The sequence below is a fragment of the Candidatus Accumulibacter phosphatis genome, from assembly GCF_012939955.1.
GTDB lineage: Bacteria > Pseudomonadota > Gammaproteobacteria > Burkholderiales > Rhodocyclaceae > Accumulibacter > Accumulibacter delftensis.
Genome location: NZ_SPMY01000052.1, coordinates 1 through 23,277, shown reverse-complemented (window position 1 = coordinate 23,277; position 23,277 = coordinate 1). Strand labels below are relative to the sequence as shown.

Annotated in this window: 18 protein-coding genes; 11 read left to right on the top strand and 7 right to left on the bottom strand. The window is 62.2% G+C overall.

Annotation, left to right across the window (positions count from 1 at the left end):
* Positions 1 to 150: 150 nt before the first annotated feature.
* From E4Q23_RS17095 to E4Q23_RS17085, 3 genes are all read right to left on the bottom strand, one after another.
* Positions 151 to 1,305, bottom strand: a complete 1,155-nt coding sequence (locus E4Q23_RS17095; protein WP_169067759.1) for a hypothetical protein — start codon at positions 1,303 to 1,305, stop codon at positions 151 to 153.
* Between the two features lie 114 nt (positions 1,306 to 1,419).
* Positions 1,420 to 2,301 (bottom strand): mechanosensitive ion channel family protein, encoded by an 882-nt coding sequence (locus tag E4Q23_RS17090; RefSeq protein WP_248595530.1) that lies wholly within the window; start codon positions 2,299 to 2,301, stop codon positions 1,420 to 1,422.
* Positions 2,302 to 2,417: 116 nt separating this feature from the next.
* The gene (locus tag E4Q23_RS17085) at positions 2,418 to 3,548 is read right to left on the bottom strand and encodes an aminotransferase class V-fold PLP-dependent enzyme (protein ID WP_169067758.1); all 1,131 of its coding nucleotides are present in this window, start codon (positions 3,546 to 3,548) and stop codon (positions 2,418 to 2,420) included.
* A gap of 382 nt (positions 3,549 to 3,930) precedes the next feature.
* Here E4Q23_RS17085 and E4Q23_RS17080 point away from each other — a divergent pair, with 382 nt between their 5' ends.
* On the top strand, positions 3,931 to 4,923 hold the full coding sequence (locus E4Q23_RS17080; RefSeq protein WP_169067757.1) for a DUF808 domain-containing protein: 993 nt from the start codon (positions 3,931 to 3,933) through the stop codon (positions 4,921 to 4,923).
* A gap of 251 nt (positions 4,924 to 5,174) precedes the next feature.
* Here the strand turns inward: E4Q23_RS17080 and E4Q23_RS17075 are convergent, their stop codons facing one another.
* Together E4Q23_RS17075 and E4Q23_RS17070 are read right to left on the bottom strand one after the other, a co-directional pair.
* Complete coding sequence (locus tag E4Q23_RS17075; RefSeq protein ID WP_169067756.1) at positions 5,175 to 5,507, bottom strand: helix-turn-helix domain-containing protein; 333 nt, start codon at positions 5,505 to 5,507, stop codon at positions 5,175 to 5,177.
* 122 nt (positions 5,508 to 5,629) lie between these two features.
* On the bottom strand, positions 5,630 to 5,995 hold the full coding sequence (locus tag E4Q23_RS17070; RefSeq protein ID WP_169067755.1) for a DUF4258 domain-containing protein: 366 nt from the start codon (positions 5,993 to 5,995) through the stop codon (positions 5,630 to 5,632).
* Between the two features lie 571 nt (positions 5,996 to 6,566).
* On the opposite strand from E4Q23_RS17070, the gene E4Q23_RS17065 reads away from it, so the two are divergent.
* The 7 genes from E4Q23_RS17065 to kdpE all read left to right on the top strand — a co-directional run bounded on the left by E4Q23_RS17065 (position 6,567) and on the right by kdpE (position 16,560).
* Entirely contained in the window at positions 6,567 to 7,283 is a 717-nt protein-coding gene (locus tag E4Q23_RS17065) for a haloacid dehalogenase type II (protein WP_169067754.1), read from the top strand.
* A gap of 1,312 nt (positions 7,284 to 8,595) precedes the next feature.
* On the top strand, positions 8,596 to 8,688 hold the full coding sequence (gene kdpF / locus E4Q23_RS17060) for a K(+)-transporting ATPase subunit F (RefSeq protein WP_169067753.1): 93 nt from the start codon (positions 8,596 to 8,598) through the stop codon (positions 8,686 to 8,688).
* The gene (kdpA, locus tag E4Q23_RS17055; RefSeq protein ID WP_169067752.1) at positions 8,685 to 10,472 is read left to right on the top strand and encodes a potassium-transporting ATPase subunit KdpA; all 1,788 of its coding nucleotides are present in this window, start codon (positions 8,685 to 8,687) and stop codon (positions 10,470 to 10,472) included. Before kdpF ends, kdpA begins: the two co-directional genes overlap by 4 nt.
* Before the next feature lie 16 nt (positions 10,473 to 10,488).
* Positions 10,489 to 12,555 (top strand): potassium-transporting ATPase subunit KdpB, encoded by a 2,067-nt coding sequence (gene kdpB / locus E4Q23_RS17050; protein WP_169067751.1) that lies wholly within the window; start codon positions 10,489 to 10,491, stop codon positions 12,553 to 12,555.
* A 14-nt stretch (positions 12,556 to 12,569) separates the two neighbouring features.
* Positions 12,570 to 13,148, top strand: coding sequence for a potassium-transporting ATPase subunit KdpC (gene kdpC, locus E4Q23_RS17045; protein ID WP_169067750.1), 579 nt, complete (start codon positions 12,570 to 12,572; stop codon positions 13,146 to 13,148).
* Complete coding sequence (kdpD, locus tag E4Q23_RS17040; RefSeq protein WP_169067749.1) at positions 13,145 to 15,868, top strand: two-component system sensor histidine kinase KdpD; 2,724 nt, start codon at positions 13,145 to 13,147, stop codon at positions 15,866 to 15,868. Before kdpC ends, kdpD begins: the two co-directional genes overlap by 4 nt.
* Positions 15,865 to 16,560, top strand: a complete 696-nt coding sequence (kdpE, locus tag E4Q23_RS17035; RefSeq protein ID WP_169067748.1) for a two-component system response regulator KdpE — start codon at positions 15,865 to 15,867, stop codon at positions 16,558 to 16,560. The genes kdpD and kdpE overlap by 4 nt, the downstream gene beginning before the upstream one ends.
* Positions 16,561 to 17,033: 473 nt before the next feature.
* Here the strand turns inward: kdpE and E4Q23_RS17030 are convergent, their stop codons facing one another.
* Entirely contained in the window at positions 17,034 to 17,915 is an 882-nt protein-coding gene (locus tag E4Q23_RS17030) for a class I SAM-dependent methyltransferase (protein WP_248595529.1), read from the bottom strand.
* A 116-nt stretch (positions 17,916 to 18,031) separates the two neighbouring features.
* Positions 18,032 to 18,991, bottom strand: a complete 960-nt coding sequence (locus E4Q23_RS17025) for a tripartite tricarboxylate transporter substrate binding protein (protein WP_248595535.1) — start codon at positions 18,989 to 18,991, stop codon at positions 18,032 to 18,034.
* A gap of 123 nt (positions 18,992 to 19,114) precedes the next feature.
* Here E4Q23_RS17025 and E4Q23_RS17020 point away from each other — a divergent pair, with 123 nt between their 5' ends.
* From E4Q23_RS17020 to E4Q23_RS17010, 3 genes are read left to right on the top strand one after another with little or no spacing between them, the layout of a single operon-like run.
* Positions 19,115 to 20,041, top strand: coding sequence for a LysR family transcriptional regulator (locus E4Q23_RS17020; RefSeq protein ID WP_169067746.1), 927 nt, complete (start codon positions 19,115 to 19,117; stop codon positions 20,039 to 20,041).
* A gap of 55 nt (positions 20,042 to 20,096) precedes the next feature.
* A complete protein-coding gene (locus E4Q23_RS17015; protein ID WP_169067745.1) occupies positions 20,097 to 20,564 on the top strand; it encodes a tripartite tricarboxylate transporter TctB family protein in 468 nt (155 codons plus the stop codon).
* 21 nt (positions 20,565 to 20,585) lie between these two features.
* On the top strand, positions 20,586 to 22,097 hold the full coding sequence (locus tag E4Q23_RS17010; RefSeq protein ID WP_169067744.1) for a tripartite tricarboxylate transporter permease: 1,512 nt from the start codon (positions 20,586 to 20,588) through the stop codon (positions 22,095 to 22,097).
* Positions 22,098 to 23,277 lie beyond the last annotated feature (1,180 nt).

Genomic DNA, 23,277 nt, shown 5'->3' with positions numbered 1-23,277 from the left:
TATTGAAGTATAACCGTAATCGATAGCGGTACGGGCCTCGATCTGGCGGAAAACACCTGTTTCGCGACAGATCGTACAGGCCAGGGCCGTCACCAAACCTACGCCCTCCTCACTACAGTCTCCAGATCGCCAGCCGAAATCAACCCGCCACTAGTGAACCCCTTCATCCAGCGCGAGCTTCACCGCATCGACGATGCGTCGCCTGCCGCGCGCGCGGCTGACCAGATTGGCCTCCTCGCCGGTCGAGTCGAGCCATTCGACCAGGCGCGTCAGGGCATGACGGGTGGTGGTGGCGTCGCGGCAGTTGGCCAGGAAGACCATCTGGATCTTCTGTACTTTGTCGGTCACGTAGACGCCGAAAGGCGCGGCGACGATGGTCGCATCGGGGAAGCCCAGTTGCCGCATGGCCTGCGACTCGCTGACCGTTTTCAGGCAGGCGACCAGATGCACCGGCCCGGCCAGCGACGGGGTAGCACCACCCGGGACGTAGCTGTGATCCTTCAGGAAAGGCTGCCCGACCAGTTCGCGCGCGGCGGCGACGCCAAAAGCGGCCGGCAGGCCGTGCACGATGGTGAGCAGCGATTCGCCCGCCAGCGGCCAGTCCCAGCCGCCGGCGACGGAGGACAGCGCATTCGCGCCGAGGTCGCTTAGTGCTTCGCCGAGCGCTTCTTGCATGGCCTGCTTGCGGCTGCTGAAATCGAGCCGGCTCCAGTCCAGGGCGGTGCCGTAGGCGAAGCGCCCCTTGCGTGCTTCGCGACCGCCCAGTTTGACCAGACTGGCAACCCCCTCGCGCAGGGCTTCCAGGCTGCGCGCGACGATGTCTTCGGCATTGCGCGCTTCCGGCGAAGTCGGGTTGAGGGTCAGGAAGTACTCCTGGAAGATCTTGTCGGCCTTCTTCTCGGCGGCCGATTTTCTGGCGGGAAACTTGACGTCCAGGACGCGCACGACTTTTAGCCGGGCCGGCCCGTTGTTCCAGACCTCCTGAAACTCGGCGTGGCAGATGCCGATCTCGCCGCTTTTCGGTGCCCAGCCGGCTTCGCCCGTGTACAGGGCAAGAACGACGTCGGCCTTGCGCACCTCTTCGAGCGAGCGGTTCCAGGCAGTATCGAGGTCGCCCTGCGACTGGTCCGGGGCATTGTCCGAGATCCAGACTTCGAACAAGGCTTCGCCGAGCAGGGGCTCCGCGCACAGCTTGTCGTGCAGGCGCTTGCGGACAACGGTCATGCTCACTTGCTGCTCGCCGTCGGCGACCAGCGATGAGCAACGGCTGGAGATCATGATGCGGATCTTCTTGAAGTCGGCCATGGCGAAGTCCTCGACGAGCGCTAGACGAGCGCTAGACGCTATGAACGGTGAAATTGCCCGTCGGTCGGCGCGCTGGCGTGATCACCAGCGTTGTGCCGCGTTCCCGCCCAAGGATCAGCTGCCAGCCCGCTGCTGATAAACGTGCACATCCCGCTGCGGGAAGGGGATGTTCAGCCCGGCAGCATCGAAGCGTTTCTTGACCTGTTCGTGCAGATGGAAGTGCACCGCCCAGTAGTCGCCTGAATGGACCCAGGGGCGGACCACAAAATTGACGCTGTGGTCAGCGAGCGCGACCACTTCGACCGTCGGCGCGGGCTCCTTGAGGATGCGCTCGTCGCTGGCGACGAGCTCATTGAGCAGCTTGCGAACCGCGTCCAGATCGTCGCCATAGCTGCAACCGACAATCATGTCCAGGCGCCGCGTGTCGTTGGCCGAATAGTTGATGATCGTCCCGGCCATGATCTGGCTGTTGGGAACCAGGATCTTCTTGTTGTCAGGGGAGTGAATGATGGTCGTGAGAATCTGCACTTCCTTGACCGTACCGGCGACTCCCGCGGCTTCGATGAAGTCGCCGACCTTGTACGGGCGGAAGGCGACGATCAGCACGCCAGACGCGAAGTTGGACAGCGAGCCTTGCAGCGCCAGACCGACCGCCAGGCCGGCAGCACCGAGCACGGCGAGCAGCGAAGTCGTCTGCACGCCGAGAGCGCCAATCGCGGCGATGATCACCACCACCAGCAGCACGGCACTGAGCATGTTGCCGAGGAATTTTTCGAGCGTGTCCTCCATGCCCGTCTTCTGGAAACCCTTGCGCGCAAGATTCGTCACCAGTTGGGCCAGCCATCGGCCGACAACGAAAATCAGGATGGCGGCGACGACTTTCATGGCGATCGACATCCCCTGTTCCGTCGCCAGCACGATCAACTGATCGATGTTGCTGTAATCGAGGACTTGCGTAGCGGCTTTCTCGACCGCGGCGAGCGTGCTTCCTTCCATACCTGTTTCCTCTGCTCTTCTTGAGTTTTAACTAATCAACCTGCGCTCGTCCGCTACCTTTTCCCGCTGTGTGGCGACCACGGCAGGGCAAGTGGAAAGCCTTTCCCTGCCTTGTTTCAACTGCCAAGCGCTTCGAGCGCAGCGGCCAGGCTGCTGACGGTCCGGTCTGGGTTGTGCAGTTTATCGAGGCCGAACAGTCCGATGCGGAAACTGCGAAAATCCGCCGGCTCGTCGCATTGCATGGGCACCCCGGCGGCGATCTGCACGCCGCTGGCGGCGAACTTCTTGCCGGACTGGATATCCGCATCGTCGGTATAGCTGACGACGACGCCGGGCGCCTGGAATCCTTCCGCGGCGACGCTCTTGAAGCCCTTGCTGCTGAGCAACTCGCGAACCCGGCGACCGAGTTGCTGCTGCTCCTTGCAGACGCGCTCAAAACCGTATTCCTCGGTTTCGAGCATTACGTCACGCAAGCCTGCCAGGGCGTCGGTAGGCAGCGTCGCGTGATAGGCAAAACCGCCTTTCTCGTAGGCCTCCATGATCTGCAGCCACTTCTTGAGGTCGCAGGCAAAACTGCTGCTGGTGCTTGCGTCGATGCACGCACGCGCGCGCTCGCCAAGCGCCACCAGCGCGCAGCATGGGGAGCCGCTCCAGCCTTTCTGCGGTGCGCTGATCAGTACGTCGACGTCGTTGGCGACCATATCGACCCAGACGGTTCCGGAGGCGATGCAATCAAGAATGAAGAGGCCATCAACGGCACGAACGGCGGCGCCGATGGCACGCAGGTAATCGTCGGGGAGCATCAAGCCGGAGGCGGTTTCGACGTGCGGGGCGAAGACGATTTCCGGCTTCTCGGCGTGGATGCTGGCCACGACGTCTTCGATCGGCGGCGGCGCGAACGCTGCCTGCGGCTGCTGATCGACCGGCCGCGCGACCATGGCCACGCTTTCGGAAGCTATCCGCCCCATGTCGAGGATCTGCGTCCAGCGAAAGCTGAACCAGCCGTTGCGGATGATCAGGCATTTCTTGTTGGTGGCAAACTGGCGGGCGACGGCTTCCATGCCGAAAGTGCCGCTGCCGGGAACGACGATGGCAGCCTTGGCGTTGTAGACCGTCTTGACGATCCGCGAGATGTCGTTCATCACGCCCTGGAAGCGCCGCGACATGTGGTTGAGGGCGCGGTCGGTATAGACCACCGAGTATTCGAGCAGACCGTCGGGATCGGGTTGGGGAAGGAGTGCGGGCACGATTGTCTCCATGCGGTGATTGGGCAAGCGGAGTTGAGTGAAAGTGAGTACACGGCGCGTCCGTGCGCCACAAGGCATGCAGGATAACGCCAAGTCCGGACGCCGCGCTAGTCAAGCCAGGCAGCGTAGCGGCGCCGGCATGCTGGCCGATCGATCGTCGCAATGAACAATCGTTGGCGATCGCGGGCCAGGCTTCCCCCTTGCCGACGAACGCCCCGCCTCCGCATGAGCCTGCAGAGCAGCTACACTTGCGAACCTTGAGCCAGCGGCCTCGCCTGGCTATCGCCGCCGGTAGAGGATCATGCGCAGCACTCCTGGCTGCCAGCGGCGTGGCAGCGCTCACCCGTCGCGGACGCGACTTTCACGGTACTTGGAGACCACGATGGCCGGAGCCAGCCTGCTTGCCCTGATCGATGACATTGCCAGCGTCCTCGACGACATCGCACTAATGACCAAGGTGGCGGCCAAGAAAACCGCTGGCGTGCTCGGCGACGACCTGGCGCTGAATGCGCAGCAGGTGTCCGGCGTGCGCGCCGAGCGTGAGTTGCCCGTGGTCTGGGCGGTCGCCGTCGGCTCCTTCAAGAACAAGCTGATCCTGGTGCCAGCGGCGCTGGCGATCAGCCGCTTCATTCCGTGGGCAGTGACACCGCTACTGATGATCGGCGGCCTTTATCTGTGCCTCGAAGGGGTCGAGAAAATCGCCCACAAGTGGCTGCACGGCAAAAGCGCTGCGACGGGCGAGGAGCCGGCACAAGAGGCCGACCAAACGGCGGCACAAAGCGATGAACACATCGATCTGGCGGCCCTGGAAGCCGAGAAGATCAAGGGCGCGATCCGCACCGACTTCGTGCTTTCGGCCGAGATCGTGGTCATCGCGCTGGGCACCGTCGCTGGCGCATCGTTTACGACGCAGGTGGCGGTTCTTTCGGGAATCGGCGTGCTGATGACGGTCGGCGTTTATGGCCTCGTCGCCGGCATCGTCAAGCTGGACGACCTCGGGCTGTACCTGCTGAAGAAGAGCGGCGCGCTGGCGCAAGCGGTCGGCAAAGGCCTCGTGCTGGCGGCGCCGCGCCTGATGAAAGCGCTCACCGTGATCGGCACGGCAGCGATGTTCATGGTCGGCGGAAGCATCCTCAGCCACGGCATCCCGCCCGTCCATCACTTCATCGAAAACGTCGCCGAGCTCATTCAACTCGCCACCCCGGTGAGCAGCGTTGGCGGCGTGCTCACGGCACTGAGCTCACTGTCCCTGGAAATGCTGCTGGGGGTCGTTGGCGGCAGCCTGGCCTTGCTCGCCGTGCAGGCGTTTGGCGCCGTCCGCAGTACTGTCCGGAGAAAGCCGGAAAAGCAGGCAGATGCGGACGAAAACAAGTAAGGCGATTGCCGGAAAAGAACGTACCAGATTGCGCCGGATTTTCGGTCGGCTTCAAGGCGCGACAACAGGCGCATAGTCGAACTACGTGACTGTTGTCGTAACACAGAAGACGGGCGAAAAGACAAGCAAGATGGTATGTTCTTTGACAGAAATCGCCTAAGGCTGAGGCCAACTGTCAGGGGCGGAGCCGCGCTCACTGAACTCTCGGCGCCGGGACTACTCGGCGCCGGGACTACTCGCCGGCCAGGCGCCTACGCTGCCAGTCGCCAGCCGGCTTCGGTTTCTTCGAACACCTGGCGCGCTTCGTCTTTCTGGCGATCGGTGTCATTCCACTGGGCGATCAGCTCGGTCACGCGGGTCGTGCCGTGGATATGCTCGAGGTACATCAGGCGCAGCATCCGCTCGGCAGCCACTGTTGGCCGGCGCTTGCCGCGCTCCCAGAGCGCAGTGCTCTGTTCGTCGACACCCAGGCAGTCACCCAGCCGCTTCTGCGACATGCCCATTTCGAGGCGAAGGAAGCGAATTTCGACGCCGGTCAGGCGCCGCTTGTAGTCGACCAGGTGATGACCGATGCTCCGGTGCAAGCCGTCGATATCGTAAATCTCGAGGCATGCCCCCAGCCCGTCGACCTCCTCGTAGCCGAAACCACTCGCCAGCCAGATGTTTTTTTAGGCCGCAGTCTTCATATTTCAGCATGTCGCTCATTTCAGCCCTCGACTACCGTCGCCACCACGGCCAACTCGCCACCCTCAACACGGCCTGGGCCGTTTTGGCCGTCTGCGCTTTCTCCTCTGGCCTCGCCAAGCTTGAAGATCACGCCGACGGTCAAGCGAGCGCCAGCATGGAACCAGCTCAGGTTACAGCACCAATCGTCCCGCGCATCCTTGTGCAGCGGCTCGCTGACCAGGCCGTTCTTCAAGGTTTCCAGCACCTGTCGGCGACCGATGTGGCGGAGCTTCATCCGCGCCTCGGCATTCTCGCTGAAAACCAGGCGGCGCTTGCCGTTGCCGACTTCCTTGACCCATTCCATGGCCTGCCTGGGGGTCGGTTTGATGCCGGTGATCTTGCTCATGGCGATCCATCCTAGGTCGCAACAGTCGACCGTTTTGAATAATGGCCCAGGCAGAACGCGGCTCGACGTGCCACTCCTGCGCTTCTCTCCGTCACCTTCGACGTCTTCTTGTGCTGCCGGGAAGGGCATCGAACCCGGCCAGGAAACCCCGTGCCATCGCGAAGATTACAAGCTCCTGCTTTGATCGATGGCCCCAAATCAAGCCCCAGAGCGGTGATGCGGCCCGTGGCAGGCCAAGATTCTGGCCGAAAAGTCAGCAGCTGTGAAGCTCTTTCGCTTCGCTGCCAGGCGGTTGTTGACGAAGCGACGCGATCGCCGGATTCTCGAGGCGATGCGGGGTGTCTCCCAGAAGAGGATGTCGAACTATACTGACCCCCTGGCGCGAACCCCCGTTAATGCGCCGCTGCGCCAGTTTGCGTGGCGCCAGGGGGCCTGATTCGTCCATCGCTCGGGGCGAGTAGCCATCTACCGTTCTGACTCCTCCCACTTCTCAATCTGCGCTGTCGAAATGCTCTGTCAGGAAGCTGGCATTGCCGATGATGCGACAGCAACACCGAAAAAAGGATGCCCCATGGCCCACGACACCGCTGCTTCGATCATCGTTTTCGACGTCAATGAGACGCTGCTCGACATCACCACGCTCGAACCCTTGTTTGAGCGCGTCTTTGGCGATCCGTCCGTGTTGCGCGAGTGGTTTGCGCAATTGATTCTCTACTCCCAAACGATGACCCTCTCGGGCCTGTACACACCGTTCGGAGAACTGGGCGTCGGGAGCCTGCGCATGCTGGCGTCAATCCACGGCGTCAGCATCGCCGACGGCGACATCGAGGAACTGAAGACGCGCATGAACACCATGCCGGCCCATGCCGACGTCGTTCCCGCGCTCAGCCGCTTACGCGCTGCGGGATTCAGGCTCGTGACCCTGACCAACTCGGCGAGCGCCTCTTCGCCGACGCCGCTTGAACGCGCCGGCATTGGCGAATTCTTCGAACGCTCCTTCAGTGTCGAGTCGGTTCGCAAATTCAAGCCCGCCCCCGAGACCTACCGTCAAGTAGCCGAAGAACTGCGCGTTGAGACGTCGGCGCTGTGCCTTGTCGCCTGTCACTTATGGGATACGATTGGTGCCCAGGCTGCCGGCTGCCGCGGCGCACTCGTCACACGTCCGCACAACGCGATTCTGCCCGCCGCAGAAGTACCTATCCCGGACGTGGTGGCAGCGGAACTCACCGACCTCGCTGAGCAGATCGTCCAGCGCTGGAAATCGCCGCAGCAGCCTTCGTCAGGGTAAGACCTTCCTTGACGATCATCATCGCCGCGGCGACCGCGCCACCGCTCCTGATCTGCGCTGTTTTCGCCTCGCCCTTCCTCGAACGAGCGACCGAGTGGAGGCTTGCATTTTTGAGGAGACTTTCGGCAAGCCTCTCCTACCCGCCGTCATGGCGAGGAGGCGAAGCCGACGCGGCAATCCAGAGCTTCGGCTTTTCGCGTGTCCAGTGTTCGCTATGTCAATGCGCAGGGAAAGAGTGAGAGGATGGAACGGGATTGCTGAGTCGCGAGACCGCCCGCCCGCCTGCCCGAACTCGTTCTTGCAGCCAACGGCCAAAAACGTCTTGCCCGAACCGTATTCGCCACCGCTAGCCTTGCCGGCACCGCGTCCGCGCCGCGGCGTCCAGTTCTCCGTCGAGCGTTCCCGGAAGGCGGCCATCAGCCCACGGCCAGCGCCTCCAGGCCAGACTCGGGCACAGTTCCTCACCTCAAGGCCGCGCTGATCTCGGCTCACCGCTGCGGACTAATCACTGATGAACCCTCATTGCCTACTTCATCCCGAAGCGACTCGTCAAAGCGGCGGAAAGCCGCTGCCGATAATGATGCAAACGCGATCAGGGGTTCGGGCGAGGACGGCTGAACTGATGTCTACTTGGCTTGTTAACGACCGCGTCCGACCCTCAGCTACCTGATGAATTCATCATGTTCGACGGCGGCTTACAGATGCGAAAGCTGGCGGTCACGGGAATCTGATGTCGGACTGGTCCTCGGCCGCTGCGGTCATTGGGGCCATGCGCCTTGAACGGCTGCTGTACTCCGCATTGCCGACGTTCGAGGAGGTCCGGCGGAAAAGCCGGGGCAGACCAATCCGAGCGGCTGCTTACCCGAAAGCGCTACTCACCCTTTCGACCCCTACCTGCCCGATGACCTGTTCATTGGCAATGACCGCTCACAGATCATGAAGCTACCGGTGCCGGGAGTCTGACGTCGGTCTGCATCATCGGCCCAAGCGGTCCATCGGGTCAGCGATGATCAACGGGACGCGCGCCCCAAAACAGTCCATCAACAGCGACGGCTGCAAGGCAAGAGAGTGTCTTCTGAAGCTAATGGTTGCGCGTCTTTGCAGGACTGACTTCCCTGCGGTTTTGTCACGATTTTTATATCGCCGCCGCAAACCTTTTGAGCATCTTGAAATCCCCTTGCCCATAGTAATGGGGTCGCTGCAAGACCATTACGGAGGCAAACATGGATATCGTCTATCTCGCAGGCATAGGTCTGTTCTTTGGTCTGGTGGCTTTCATGGCCATCGGCTGCGCCAAACTTGGAGGTGCCAAATGACCTGGCTTCATATCGTCAGCGCCGTCGCCGCGGTCGCGCTGCTTATCTACCTGATCGCGGCCCTGCTCAACCCGGAGGATTTTTCATGACCATTCATGCCTGGCTTCTCCTCGGGGTTTACCTGGCGCTGCTGCTGCTCGCAGCGAAGCCGCTCGGCAGCTACATTGCTGCTGTGATGGAAGGCCGCGGCCTCGCCCTCCGCTTTGGTGGTGGCATTGAATCTTTGCTGTATCGCCTGTGCGGCGTGCGCCGCGACGAGGAAATGGGCTGGCTGCACTACGCGCTGGCGATCCTGCTGTTCAACGTCCTCGGCGCGCTGGCGGTGTATACCCTGCAACGGCTGCAACTCTGGCTGCCGCTCAATCCCCAGGGGATGGCCAACGTCAGCCCGGATTCATCGTTCAACAGCGCTGTCAGCTTTGCTACCAACACCAACTGGCAAGGCTATTCAGGTGAATCGACGATGAGCTACTTGACGCAGATGCTAGGTCTCACGGTGCAGAACTTTTTCTCGGCAGCCACCGGCATCGTCGTCGTCATCGCGCTGATCCGCAGCTTTGCCCGTCATACGGCCAGGACCATCGGCAACGCCTGGGTCGATCTGACCCGCATTACGCTCTATGTGCTGCTGCCGATAGCGCTGGTCTACGCGTTGTTTCTGGTCAGCCAAGGCGCGATCCAGAACTTCGACCCTTACAAGGACGTGACAACGCTGCAAGTGACAGAATACGACAATCCCAAGCTCGACGCCGCCGGCCAGCCGCTCAAGGACGACAAGGGCGTCGCCATCACCGAACCCGCCACTACGCAGACCCAGACCTTGCCGATGGGCCCGGTCGCCTCGCAGGAAGCCATCAAGACCCTCGGCACGAATGGCGGCGGCTTCTTCAACGCCAACTCGGCGCACCCCTACGAAAACCCGACGCCGCTTTCCAACTTCATTCAGATGCTGTCGATCTTCCTGATCCCGGCGGCCCTGTGCCTGACCTTCGGCCGTATGGTTGGCGACATGCGCCAAGGCTGGGCCGTGCTGGCTGCCATGACGTTGATGTTCGTGGTCGTGGCCATCGCGGCCATCAGCTTCGAGCAACAGGGCAACCCGCTGCTGGCCAATCTCGGCGTCGACATGGCGGCCGGCAACATGGAAGGCAAGGAAACGCGTTTCGGCATCGCCGAATCGGGTCTGTTCGCTACCATCACCACGCTGGCGTCCTGTGGAGCCGTCAACGCCATGCACGACTCCTTCACTCCACTGGGCGGCTTCGTGCCGCTGTGGGACATGATGCTCGGCGAAGTGGTGTTCGGCGGCGTCGGCACCGGCCTCTATGGCATGTTGGTGTTCGCCGTCATGGCGGTATTCATCGCCGGGCTGATGATCGGCCGCACGCCCGAATACTTGGGCAAGAAGATCGAGGCGCATGAAATAAAGATGGTGTCGATCACCATCCTCGTCACGCCGTTCTTGGTACTGGCCGGCACCGCCATCGCCGTGATGACCACAGACGGTATCGCCGGTATCGCCAACCCTGGCGCCCACGGCTTCTCGGAAATTCTCTACGCCTTCACATCGGCCGCCAATAACAACGGCAGTGCCTTCGCCGGACTCTCAGCCAATACGCCCTTCTACAACGGCTTGCTGGCAGTTGCCATGTGGTTCGGCCGCTTCGGCGTCATCGTGCCGGTACTGGCCCTGGCCGGCGGCCTCGCCGCCAAGAAGCGCATTACCGCCAGTGCCGGCACCATGCCGACCCATGGCCCCCTGTTCGTCGTGCTGTTGATTGGCACCGTCGTGCTGGTTGGCGCCCTGAACTACGTTCCCGCGCTCGCGCTCGGGCCGGTGGTCGAGCATCTAATGCTCTACCCCGCCCACTGAGCCGAAGGAGACAATCATGATTCACAAGAAACTTGCGATGTTCGACCCGGTGCTGGTGAAACCGGCCATCGTCGATTCGTTCAGAAAACTGAATCCCGCCACCCAGTGGCGCAACCCGGTGATGTTCGTGGTGTATGTCGGCAGTATCCTGACTACGGTGCTCTGGGGACAGGCGCTTGCCGGGCAGGGTGAGGCATCGGCCGGATTCATCCTCTCCGTGGCCCTCTGGCTGTGGTTCACGGTGCTGTTCGCCAACTTCGCCGAAGGGCTCGCGGAAGGCCGCAGCAAGGCTCAGGCGGCCTCGTTGCGTGGTCTGAAGAAAGAGACATGGGCCAAGAAGCTCAAGGGACCGCATGCCACCGCCGAGTGGCATACGGTGCCGTCCGCCGATCTGCGCAAGGGCGACATCGTCCTGGTGCATGCCTCTGAGACCATCCCGGCCGATGGCGAAGTCATCGAAGGCGTAGCTTCGGTGGACGAGTCCGCCATCACCGGCGAATCGGCGCCGGTCATTCGTGAGTCGGGCGGCGATTTCTCGGCCGTGACCGGCGGCACGCGCGTGCTGTCCGACTGGCTCGTCATAAAGGTCAGCGTCAATCCCGGCGAAACCTTTGTCGACCGCATGATCGCCATGGTCGAGAGTGCCAAGCGCCAGAAGACGCCCAACGAGATCGCGCTCACCATCCTGCTGGTGGCGCTGACCATCGTCTTTCTCGGCGTCACCGTCACGCTGCTGCCGTACTCGATATTCAGCGTTAATGTAGCGAAGGCCGGTACCCCCGTGACCATCACGGTGCTCATCGCCTTGCTGGTCTGCGTTATCCCGACGACGATCGCCGGCCTGCTCTCGGCGATTGGTGTGGCCGGCATGAGCCGCATGATGCAAGCCAACGTCATTGCCACGTCCGGTCGCGCCGTCGAGGCTGCGGGCGATGTCGATGTCCTGTTGCTCGACAAGACTGGCACGATCACTCTCGGTAACCGACAGGCTTCTGCGTTTCTGCCCGCCGACGGTGTCACTGAAGCAGAACTGGCGAGCGCCGCCCAACTGGCGTCGCTCGCCGATGAAACCCCGGAAGGCCGCAGCATCATGGTCCTGGCCAAGCAGAAATTCAATCTGCGCGAGCGCGACATCCATTCGCTTGAAGCCCAGTTCGTCCATTTCTCGGCTCACACGCGTATGAGCGGGGTCGATGTCCATGGCACGCAGATTCGCAAGGGCGCTGCCGAAGCGATCAGCAAGCATGTGGAAGAATTCGGCGGCCACTTCCCGCCCTCAGTGCTCGTTGCCGTCGAGGAGGTATCCCGACGCGGCAGCACGCCCCTCGTAGTAGCCGAGGGTACCCGCGTTCTCGGCGTCGTCGAGCTCAAGGACATCGTCAAGGGTGGAATCAAGGAGCGCTTCGCCGAACTGCGTCGCATGGGTATCCGCACCATCATGATTACCGGCGACAATCGACTCACGGCTGCCGCCATCGCCGCGGAAGCCGGGGTCGACGACTTCCTTGCCGAAGCCACGCCGGAAGCGAAGTTGGCCCTGATCCGCCAACACCAGACCGAAGGCCGCCTCGTCGCCATGACCGGCGACGGCACCAACGACGCGCCAGCACTGGCCCAGGCCGACGTGGCTGTAGCCATGAATACGGGTACCCAGGCTGCCAAGGAAGCCGGCAACATGGTCGATCTCGACTCTAACCCGACCAAGTTGATCGAGGTTGTTGAGACCGGCAAGCAAATGCTGATGACGCGCGGCTCGCTGACGACCTTCAGCGTCGCCAACGATGTCGCCAAGTACTTCGCCATTATCCCGGCGGCCTTCGTCACCGTCTATCCGCAGCTTGCGGCCCTCAACGTCATGGGGCTCGCCAGCCCGAACTCGGCCATCCTATCCGCAGTGATCTTCAATGCATTGATCATCATGTTCCTGATCCCGCTGGCGTTGAGAGGCGTGAAGTACCGGGCCCTGGGCGCCGCCGCGCTGTTGCGCCGCAACCTCACCGTCTATGGTCTCGGCGGCCTCGTTGCGCCCTTTGTTGGCATCAAACTGATCGACATGCTGATCGCCGCCGTCAGCCTCGCCTGAGAAAGGAAGTCGTCATGAAAACACTGTTACGTCCAGCCATCACTCTGTTCATGCTGCTGTCCGCCATTACCGGCATTGTCTATCCCGTGGCGGTAACCGGCATTGCCCAGGCTGTCTTTCCAGATACTGCTGCCGGCAGCCTGCTCGTCAGGGGTGGCAAGCCGGTCGGCTCAACACTGATTGGTCAGAACTTCGCTGAGCAAAGGTACTTTTGGGGGAGACCGTCAGCCACGTCACCGCAGCCCTACAACGGCATCACTTCGGGTGGATCAAACCAGGGGCCGTTGAACCCGGCGCTGGTGGCTGCCGCCAGAGAGCGCATCGAGACTCTCAAGGCGGTCGATCCCGGCAACCAGTTACCCATCCCGGCCGATCTGGTCACCGCATCCGCCAGCGGCCTTGATCCGCATATCAGCCCGGCAGCGGCCCGCTACCAGGTCGCGCGCGTTGCCGCAGCGCGCAAGCTACCACCGGAACAGGTAGCGGCCCTGATCGATGTACATACCGAAGGACGGCAATGGGGCCTCTTCGGCGAGCCTCGTGTTAACGTATTGCTGCTGAACTTGACGCTGGATGACCAGCAAGGAAAATGAACGACGCCCGTCCCGATCCCGACGAACTCCTCGGCCGGATCAAGGAAGAGGAGATTCGTGCCACCCGCGGTAAGCTGAAGCTCTTCTTCGGCGCTTCGGCGGGTGTCGGCAAGACCTACGCCATGCTGTCGGCCGCGCGCCAGCAGACCGAGCAAGGTACGGACGTCGTCATCGGTGTCGTGGAAACCCATGGTCGCAAGGAAACCGAAGCCTTGCTGACCGGACTGGCACGTCTGCCACTGAAGGAGGTCGCCTACCGTGACAAGGTGCTGAAGGAATTCGACATCGACGGCGCTCTGGCGCGCAAGCCCGAACTTATTCTGATGGACGAGCTTGCTCACTCCAACGTGCCAGGTTCGCGCCATCCCAAGCGCTGGCAGGATGTCGAGGAACTTCAGTCGTCGGGTATAGATGTCTATTCGACAGTTAACGTCCAGCACCTGGAAACCCTCAATGACGTTGTCGGTGGCATTACCGGTATCCGTGTCTGGGAAACAGTTCCTGATCATGTCTTCGACGCCGCTGATCAAGTCGTGCTCGTCGATCTGACGCCCGACGAACTGCTGCAGCGACTGAAGGAAGGAAAGGTCTATCTTCCGCACCAGGCCGAGCGTGCGATCCAGAATTTCTTTCGCAAGGGCAATCTGATCGCGCTACGCGAACTCGCCCTTCGCCGCACCGCCGACCGCGTTGACGGCGAGATGATCCAGTATCGGCGCGACCAATCTGTCGCTCGCGCCTGGCAGACCCGTGAATCGCTTCTGGCCTGTATCGGCCCGGGCGACGGCAGCGACCGCATCATCCGCAGCGCCGCCCGCATCGCCACCAGGCTTGACGTGCCGTGGCACGTGATCTATGTCGAGACGCCGGAACTGCGGCACCTCTCAGAGAAGCGCCGCCTGCCTATCCTCAAGAACCTTAAACTGGCGCAGGAGACTGGGGCAGAAACGGCAAGCCTGGCCGGCAGCGACGCCATCGAGACAATCGTCGCCTATGCCCGAGACCACAACCTTTCGAACATCGTCGTCGGCCGAGATCATGTGCGCGATTGGCGGCCGTGGTACCGCTCCTTCGCCGACCGTGTGGGCAAGCATGCACCCGATCTCGACGTTATTCAGGTTGCGCGCGAGGAGGCGCGGCCAGACAAGCGCCAGGAGGAGCCAACTGACGAGTCGCTGCTCGATCGGCTGAATGCATCCTGGCAGTCGTTCGCGATGAGCGTTGTCTTCTGCGCGCTGGCGACACTCATCGCCATGCCGCTGCATTCGGTGTTCGATCTTGCCAACATCGCCATGCTTTTCCTGATGGCGGTCGTTCTGTCCGCAGTTCGCTACGGTCTCGGCCCGGCGGTCGCGGCAGCCTTCCTTAACGTTGCGGCTTTCGATTTTTTCTTCGTGCCGCCGCGATTTTCATTCGCAGTCAGCGACGTCCAGTACCTGATGACTTTCGCCGTCATGCTGGCCGTCGGCCTGGTTACCGCCAAGCTCACCGCGGGTCTCAAGTTCCAGGCCCGCGTCGCCAGCCGCCGCGAACAACGGGTTAGGGCACTCTATGAAATGTCGCGTGACTTGTCGGGAGCGCTAGTGCCGGAACAGATCGCCGAAATCAGCCAGCGTTTTGCCGAGACCGGATTCGGCGCCCGAACCGCCATCGTCCTGGCCGACGAAAAAGGCCGGTTGCAGGAGCCGATCCAGATCCCCGGCGGCGTGCCGGCGGTGGACATGGGTATCAGCCAGTGGGCCTTCGACCACGGTGCCGAGGCCGGCTGCGGCACAGACACCCTGGCGGGAAGCCCGCTCCTCTATATTCCACTCAAGGCGCCGATGCGCACGCGCGGCGTGCTGGTACTGGAGCCGCGCCATCAGAGGCGGCTGATGGCTCCCGAGCAGCGTCGTCTCCTCGACACCTTCGCGCGGCTGACCGCCATTTCTCTCGAACGAGTTCATTACGTCGATGTGGCGCAGATGACCACAGTGCAGATGGAGTCAGAGCGGCTGCGCAATTCGCTGCTATCGGCCATCTCGCATGACCTGCGCACGCCTCTCGCGGCGTTGGTCGGCTTGGCCGACTCGATGTCCATGACGCAGCCACCGCTGACAGGACAGCAGTGCGAAATCTCTATGTCGATGCGCGAAGAGTCGTTACGCATGAACTCGCTGGTCGACAACCTGCTCGATATGGCCCGTCTGCAAGCCGGTGCAGTCAAGCTCAACAGGCAGTGGCAACCGCTCGAGGAAGTAGTTGGCAGCGCCATCAAGGCGACGGGAGCGACCCTCGCTCGCCACCGCGTGAGCGTCAACCTGCCGGACGATTTGCCTCTGCTGCAATTCGACGCCGTACTGATCGAACGTGTGCTGTCGAATCTACTGGAAAATGCCGCCAAATACACCCCCCCCGGAAGCATGATCGGAATCGGCGCAACACTGGGGGCCCGCGATTATGAAGACATATCGGTCGAGGATGATGGACCCGGTTTGCCGGCTGGAAAGGAAGAGGAAATCTTCAAAAAATTCGAGCGTGGCCAGAAGGAAAGCGCTACGACAGGAGTGGGCCTGGGGCTCGCGATCTGTCGCGCCATTGTCGAAGCGCATGGCGGCACCATTCGGGCCGAGAACCGCCGCGGTAGCGGAGCGCGTTTCGTATTCTCGCTGCCGCGCGGTAATCCTCCTTCCGTTGATATAGCCGAGGAGGATGTTCTGAAGGAGGAGAGCCAGAAGTGAGCGAACCGCTGCCCGTAGTAATCGTCATCGAGGACGAGCCGAAGATCAGGCGTTTCATCAGGATGTCCCTGGAAGCAGAAGGCTGCCAGGTCTACGAAACTGACTCCATTCAGCGCGGCCTTATCGAGGCCGGTACCCGCAAGCCGGACATGGTAGTACTCGACCTCGGCCTACCTGATGGCGACGGCGTCGATTTCATCCGCGACCTGCGCGCGTGGTCCGATATCCCTATCATCGTGCTGTCGGCACGAACGACCGAAGCCGACAAGGTGGGGGCTCTGGACGCTGGCGCCGACGACTACCTCACCAAACCCTTTGGGGCCGGAGAACTGCTGGCTCGCGTTCGTGCTCAATTGAGACGCCGATCGAGTACGGTCGGTAGCGGCTCCACGGTCTTCGAGTTCGGCAAGATACGTGTCGACCTCGGCAAGCGGATTGTCGAGCTCTCGGGCAAGCCACTGCACCTTACTCCTATCGAGTATCGGTTGCTGGCCTACCTTATCACCCATCCAGACAGCGTTCTGACGCATCGCCAACTGCTCAAGACCGTGTGGGGGCCATCCCATGCCGACGACAGTCATTACGTTCGGGTCTATATGGGGCTGCTACGGAAGAAAATCGAAGATGATCCGTCGCAGCCAAGACACATCATTACAGAAGCAGGCGTAGGTTATCGGTTTATTTCCGTATGACGAGTTGCTGCCGTCCTCAGCGGCGGGTTCGTGGGCGTGGGTGATGGGTCGAGACCGCAACATAGAGCACTCCTGCTATCTCTGGAATGGCCGAGGATCTGGCCAATGTACTACAACGCCGAGGGACCGGTATCTGATGAGTTACCTGCCGTTCGCGTAGCTCCATTTTCGAAGCCGCTACGGCTGTTTGTGGCCGTTATGAACATCTATCCATAACGACCACAAGCGGACCAGCGGCCAGCCCCTCAATTGAGGCGATGAGCGTCAGCAACGCCCATCGACTGCTGACGCTCGCACATCTCTGCGACTGCCAGCATCTCGGGCCAATCCAGCCATTCGGAACAATCGCGGAATGCTGGCTGTCTTGAGGGGGCTTCTCCGGGGTTGGCGGCAGGTCGGCCCTGCCAACACTACGATGGGTATCTGGCGCTGAACAGGTTCGGTGCCGACCCACGCCACAGGGGCTCCAGCGACTATGGCACTTTGCCTTTCACGACCCAGGCCGTTGCGGCGTAGGACCGTGGACCATCGACCTCTCCGTCTAGATACGCCAGCTTGACCATGTCTCGAAGCTTTTCCCGCGCTTGCATGCCAAGGGTGCCGACGTAGGCCGCGATCGGTCCATCCTTGCCTTCTGCGGGTGCCCAGAAGTCGGCAAAGGATGCGAAATCCATGCGGATGGTCAGCATGCCGTCCACGACACCAACCAGACCGGCCTCACGCCACGCGCGCGCCAAGTCTCCGGGGCGACTCATGGGCTTGGTGTACGCTCGCGCTCTGTCCTCATTTCCGTGTTCATCGAGCATGGCTGCCGTATCGAAGATCAGACGAACGCAGACGAGCCCTCCGCGTGTGTCCCACGTCGCGGCGGCGACAATTCCGCCCGGACGCGTGACACGCCGCATCTCGCGCACAGCGAGATCGGCCTGGGGAATGAATTGCAGGACCAGCAGCGAGAGGGTGTGGTCAAACGAAGCGTCCGGAAATGGCAGAGCACAAGCGTCTCCCACTTCGAAGTCGACGCGCGCATCGCGATTCCGTCGCTTGGCGTGGTCGACGTAAGCGGCCGAAAAATCAATGCCACGCACGCTGCCAATGGCCGGGTTCCGGGCAATGCTGAAACTCAGATTGCCCGTGCCGCACCCGACATCGAGGACGCGCTCTGCTGCCGCAATCCCCGCGAAGTCAATGAACAGGGGCGCGAGACGACGGCTCCATCGGCCCATCTGGACCTCGTAACCGTCCCCGTCCGAGGCAACGAATGTTGATGAAATCGCCATGTGTTCTGCGACAGATGCATTGGTTTGGCCGCTAACGATCATGACAGTCGAGATACCCCGGATGATGAAAGTCATGACCGTCCCCNCCTCTTCCCCCCGGCCCTTCTCCCGCAGGGGGAGAAGGGAGGTTCGTGAGTCGCTTGCGCGACTTTCACATTAACCGAGCGCTCGGCCTCAGGCTTGGTCGACTGTCACTGCGGCTTCAAGCCAATCGCATTGACAAGCGCTGCGTTGACGGCAATCTCCTTCTCGACATGCGCGTCGAACTCGGTCGGGGTCATGACCATCGGATCGATGCCCAGTGTCGCCAGCTTGTTCTTCACCTTGGGCTCTTGCAGCGCTTTGAGCGTCTCGTGGTGAAGCTTCTCGACGATACCGCGCGGCGTCTTCGCCGGCAGAAACACACCCAACCAGAGCGGATACTCGGCATTGGCGAAGCCGGCCTCCAGTGTAGTCGGCACGTCCGGCAGCAAGGAAGAACGTTGGGCGCCATTCACCAAGAGCGCAGTGAGCTTGCCCTCCCGAACCCGAGGCGCCACGACGCCAACGGGCCCGAAGAAGAAATCGACCCGTCCGGTCATCACCTCGGTGAGAACTTCCGACCCGCCCTTGAGTGGAACATGCACGGCCTCGATTCCCGCGCTCGACCGAAAACGTTCCGCGCTGAGATGAGTCGCAGTCCCGACACCGGCTGACGCGTAATTCATCGCGCCAGGCGTCGCCTTGGCTGCGGCAACGAGTTCGCCCACTGTCGTCCACCCTTTGGCTGGCGGGACGACCAGGACATTGGGCAGGATGCCGAGCGGGATGACTGCAGCGAAGTCCCGCGCCGGGTGGTAGTTCAGGTTCAGATGAAGCGACGGCGCTATGGCGTGTGCGGACGAGTTGACCAGCAGGGTGTAGCCATCGGGTTCCGACTTGGCAACGACGCTTGCACCGATCGTTTGCCCTGCGCCGGGACGGTTCTCGACGATGACGGGCTGCCCGAGTTGCGTCGACACCTGTTCGAAGACGACACGCGCGGCAATATCGGCCATGCTGCCGGGCGCGATCGGCACGATCGCCCTCAGCGGTTTCGACGGCCAGGTCTGTGCTTCGGCGGCGAATGTCGTGACGGTCAGGCCGAGCGCAAGGACGCGCATCAAGAGCATCGATTTCACGGCTTTCTCCTTTTAGAGGAACGCAATTTGCACATCAACTATGGCGCAATGCTGTTTAGCAATCCAATATAGAATTTCTCTCGTTACTTATGCCGATCAGGCATAACTGCTGGTATGGACCTTCGACACGCGCGAACCTTCGTCACCGTTGCAGACCTGGGCACCGTCTCCAAGGCAGCGGCACGTCTGCACATTGCTCAGCCTGCCCTGTCCCGGCAGATCCGCGATCTTGAGCAGGAGCTCGGTCTTAAACTCTTCGATCGTGTAGGACGCCGTCTCGTGCTGACTGGCGAGGGCGAGCAGTTGCTTGGCGACTGCCGTAGTTTGTTGAACTGCGCCAGCTCGATCGGCGAGCGCGCGCAACAGCTTCGGCGCGGCGACGGGGGCATACTGAAGGTAGCGGCCTCCCCTCAGTTCATCGAAGGCACCCTTTCCGGGTTCCTGGACCGATTCACGCAGCGTTACCCCAACGTGCAGGTCAAGGTGATCGAGGCAATTGCGTGGTCCGACACCCTCGGAATGCTCGAGCGTGGCGAGATTCACCTTGGTCAGAATCTGCTTCGTGTGGTTCAGCCCGACGATCCGCACTTTGCGAGCCACCCGCTGGAGGCGGTAGACCTGCTTGCCGCTTCGCATGCGCCGTTGATGCTTGGAAAGAGCGGAGCGATCGAGATCGCGCACCTCGCCAGCCAGCCGCTCCTTGTGCTGGATACCAGCTTTTTATCCCGCCGCACCTTCGACGCCACCTGCCGCCTGGCAGGCATCGAGGCCAATATCGTTTTTGAGAGCCGGACACCGCATACGCTGCTGGCAATGGCTGAGAGTGGGCACGGTGTAGCCATCGTTCCCTCTGCAGTACGTATCGATCGGTATCCGCTGCACATCGTTCGGATCACCGACGGGGGCAAACCGTTGCGCGAGCACCTGGCCGTCTTCTGGGACAAGCGGCGCTCCCTGCCGTCCTACGCAACGGCCTTTTGCGATATGCTGGCGGAGTACGTGCGCGAAGTGTTCCCAATTTCCCGACCGTCCGAACCATAGACTGACCACGAAGACGTCCCAACAGCCTTGCCAAACGCGCAGCAACCGCGAGGAGATGAAACTGAGAATCAGAAACGAAACCGACTTCTGGTCGGGCGTGATGTTCATCGCGTTCGGGCTGTTTTTCGCGGCGTTCGCGACCCGCTATGACTTTGGTACCGCACAGGTCATGGGGCCGGCGTATTTCCCGACCGTGCTGGGCGGGCTGCTCGCGCTTGTCGGCGTGCTGGTGGCCTTGGCCGGACTGGGGCGTGAGGGAGAAGGCGGCAAGCTCGAGAGGTTCCATTTCGCCGAGCTGGCATGGGTGCTCGGTGCGGTGCTCATATATGCAGCGATACTGCGCTGGGCGGGCCTGCTGGTGTCCATGCTCGCACTGATCGTGATCTCGAGCTTCGCGAGCCACGAGTTCCGCTGGAAGGAAGCGATCATCCTGTCGATCGTTATGGCCGTGATCACGTACCTCGTCTTCATCATGGGCCTAAAGCTTACGATCCCGGTCCTGCCGGCGTTCCTCAGGAACTAGACGGACTCAGCGGAGACGGCTTTGGAACTGTTGGACAACCTCGCGATCGGCTTCGACACTGCGCTGACGCTGCAGAACCTCTTTTATGCGTTTGCCGGCTGCCTGATCGGCACGCTGATCGGCGTGCTGCCCGGCGTCGGACCGGTCGCCACCCTGGCGATGCTGCTGCCGACCACCTACGCGCTGGAACCGACCTCGGCACTGATCATGCTGGCCGGGATCTACTACGGTGCGCAGTACGGCGGCTCGACGACGGCGATTCTGGTCAATCTGCCCGGTGAATCGTCTTCCGTCGTGACCTGTCTCGACGGCTACCAGATGGCGCGCCAGGGTCGCGCGGGGGCGGCGCTCGGTACAGCGGCAATCGGCTCATTCATCGCCGGAACCTTCGCAACGGTTCTGGTCGCGGCGTTTGCGCCGCCGCTGACCGAACTCGCGTTCAAGTTCGGTCCTGCCGAATACGTCTCGCTGATGCTGCTGGGCCTGATCGGCGCCGTCGTACTCGCGTCGGGTTCACTGATCAAGGCGGTCGGGATGATCGTGCTCGGGCTGCTGCTCGGATTGGTCGGCACCGACGTGAACTCGGGCGTGTCACGCTTCAGCTTCGGCATTCCAGAGCTGACCGACGGAATCGGCTTCGTCGCGGTGGCGATGGGCGTATTCGGGTTTGCCGAGATCATCGCCAATGTGGAGAAGAAAGGCCAGCGCGAGGTGTTGACCAGCAACGTCGGCTCGGTCATGCCGAACGGCAAGGAGATGAAGGAGGCGGCGCCGGCGGTCGCGCGCGGCACGCTCCTCGGTTCGATTCTCGGCATACTGCCTGGCGGCGGCGCGCTGCTCGCGGCCTTTGCGGCGTACGCGGTCGAAAAGAAACTCGCGGGTCCGAATGCCGATCCGCCATTCGGCAAGGGCAACATCCGCGGCGTCGCCGGCCCGGAGTCGGCCAATAACGCGGGCGCGCAGACCTCGTTCATCCCGATGCTGACGCTCGGCATACCGTCCAACGCAGTGATGGCGTTGATGATCGGCGCGATGACGATCCACAACATCCAGCCCGGCCCACAGGTGATGACGAGCAATCCGACGCTCTTCTGGGGCCTGATCGCATCGATGTGGATCGGCAACCTGATGCTGGTGATCCTGAACCTACCGCTGATCGGGCTGTGGATCCAGTTGCTCAAGGTGCCGTACCGGATGCTGTATCCGGCAATCCTGGCGTTCTGCTGTATCGGCGTGTACTCGATCAATAACACGACCTTCGACGTGTTAGTGACCGTCTTCTTCGGCGCGCTGGGTTATCTGTTCTACAAGCTGCACTGCGAGCCCGCACCGCTGATCCTGGGCTTCATCCTCGGCCCGATGATGGAGGAGAACTTGCGGCGGGCGATGCTGCTGTCGCGCGGTGACCCGACCACGTTCGTCACAAGCCCGCTCTCGCTCGGCCTGCTGCTTGCGGCCCTGGCATTATTGGGCATCGCGACGTTTCCGGCGATCAAGTCCAAACGCCAGGAGACGTTCCAGGAAGCGGACTGAGCCGACGAGGCCAAGCTCCAGAAAGCACGAAGCCCGGCCAAGCGGGGCGGTGTGTTTCTTGATCTGCGTGCGCGGTGCTGCGGAAGCGGACGTCGCGCCTTCCTCGCCCAGCACTTCACTCCCGGTATCGCAGAGATTTCATGGTCATGGTGGGTCCGTGGCACGCCGACACAATGAGAATCAACCACCGCGGAGCGCGAGGACTTCTGGCAGGAGAAGTGGAGCGTCATGGATCCACGTCTTGGCCGGAGGAGTGACGGTGGTTGCAACGAGTGCCGGAAATTGGGTGCACTGCGGTCGCGTGTTCCGCGCCGCGGAGATTGCCGACCTCTGCGCGACGGTGGCGTGGCTGCCGGGATTGGCGCGCAAGGAGTTGGCAGCGACGGTCTGCGAGCATTTAGGCTGGACCACGCGGACGGGGGGCGGCGAAGCTCAGTGCCTGCCTGGAGTTCCTGGAGCGTCTGCAGGCCGCCGGACGGCTGGCACTGCCGGCGGTGCGGCCGTCGCCGGCAGGTCGTGGCGCGGCCGTCGCCGCACCGGTCGAGCCAGTCGCCGAGCCCCCGGTGCACGGCACGCTGTCGGCACTCGGACCGGTGTCTCTGGAAGTCGTTCGCGACCCGGCTGTGGTGGCGCATTGGGATGCGCTGGTGGCGCGCTGGCATCCGCAGGGACTGGCTCGAACATTGGGGGTACCAGCCGCTGCTGCTGGAAAGCTTTGTCGACCCGCGACACCATGCCGGCACCTGCTACCGTGCTGCCGGTTGGCAGTTGCTCGGAGAGACCAGCGGACGCGCCCTGGCCCGCCCTGGCCCGCCCTGGCCGGTCCTGGCCGGTCCTATCACAGCACGCCCCGCCAGGTGTGGGTCAAGCCGCTCGGCGGCGATGGTCGCGACCGGCTGTGCGCCGTGACCGGGAAACGGTCATGACATGTCGAGACACCCCTGATGATGAAAGCCATGACCGCCCGCCTCTCACTTGCAGTGCGCATTCCGGCTTACACGCCGGAATCGTTCGCTGGGCAGGGAGCATGCTCCCCGAATTCCCCGTATCACCCCCGGCCCTTCTCCCGCAGGGGGAGAAGGGAGGTTCGTGAGTCGCATACGCGACTTTCACATTAACGGTCATGACACGTGGAGACACCCCAAATCATGAAAGTCATGACCGTTTCCCTCTTCCCCNT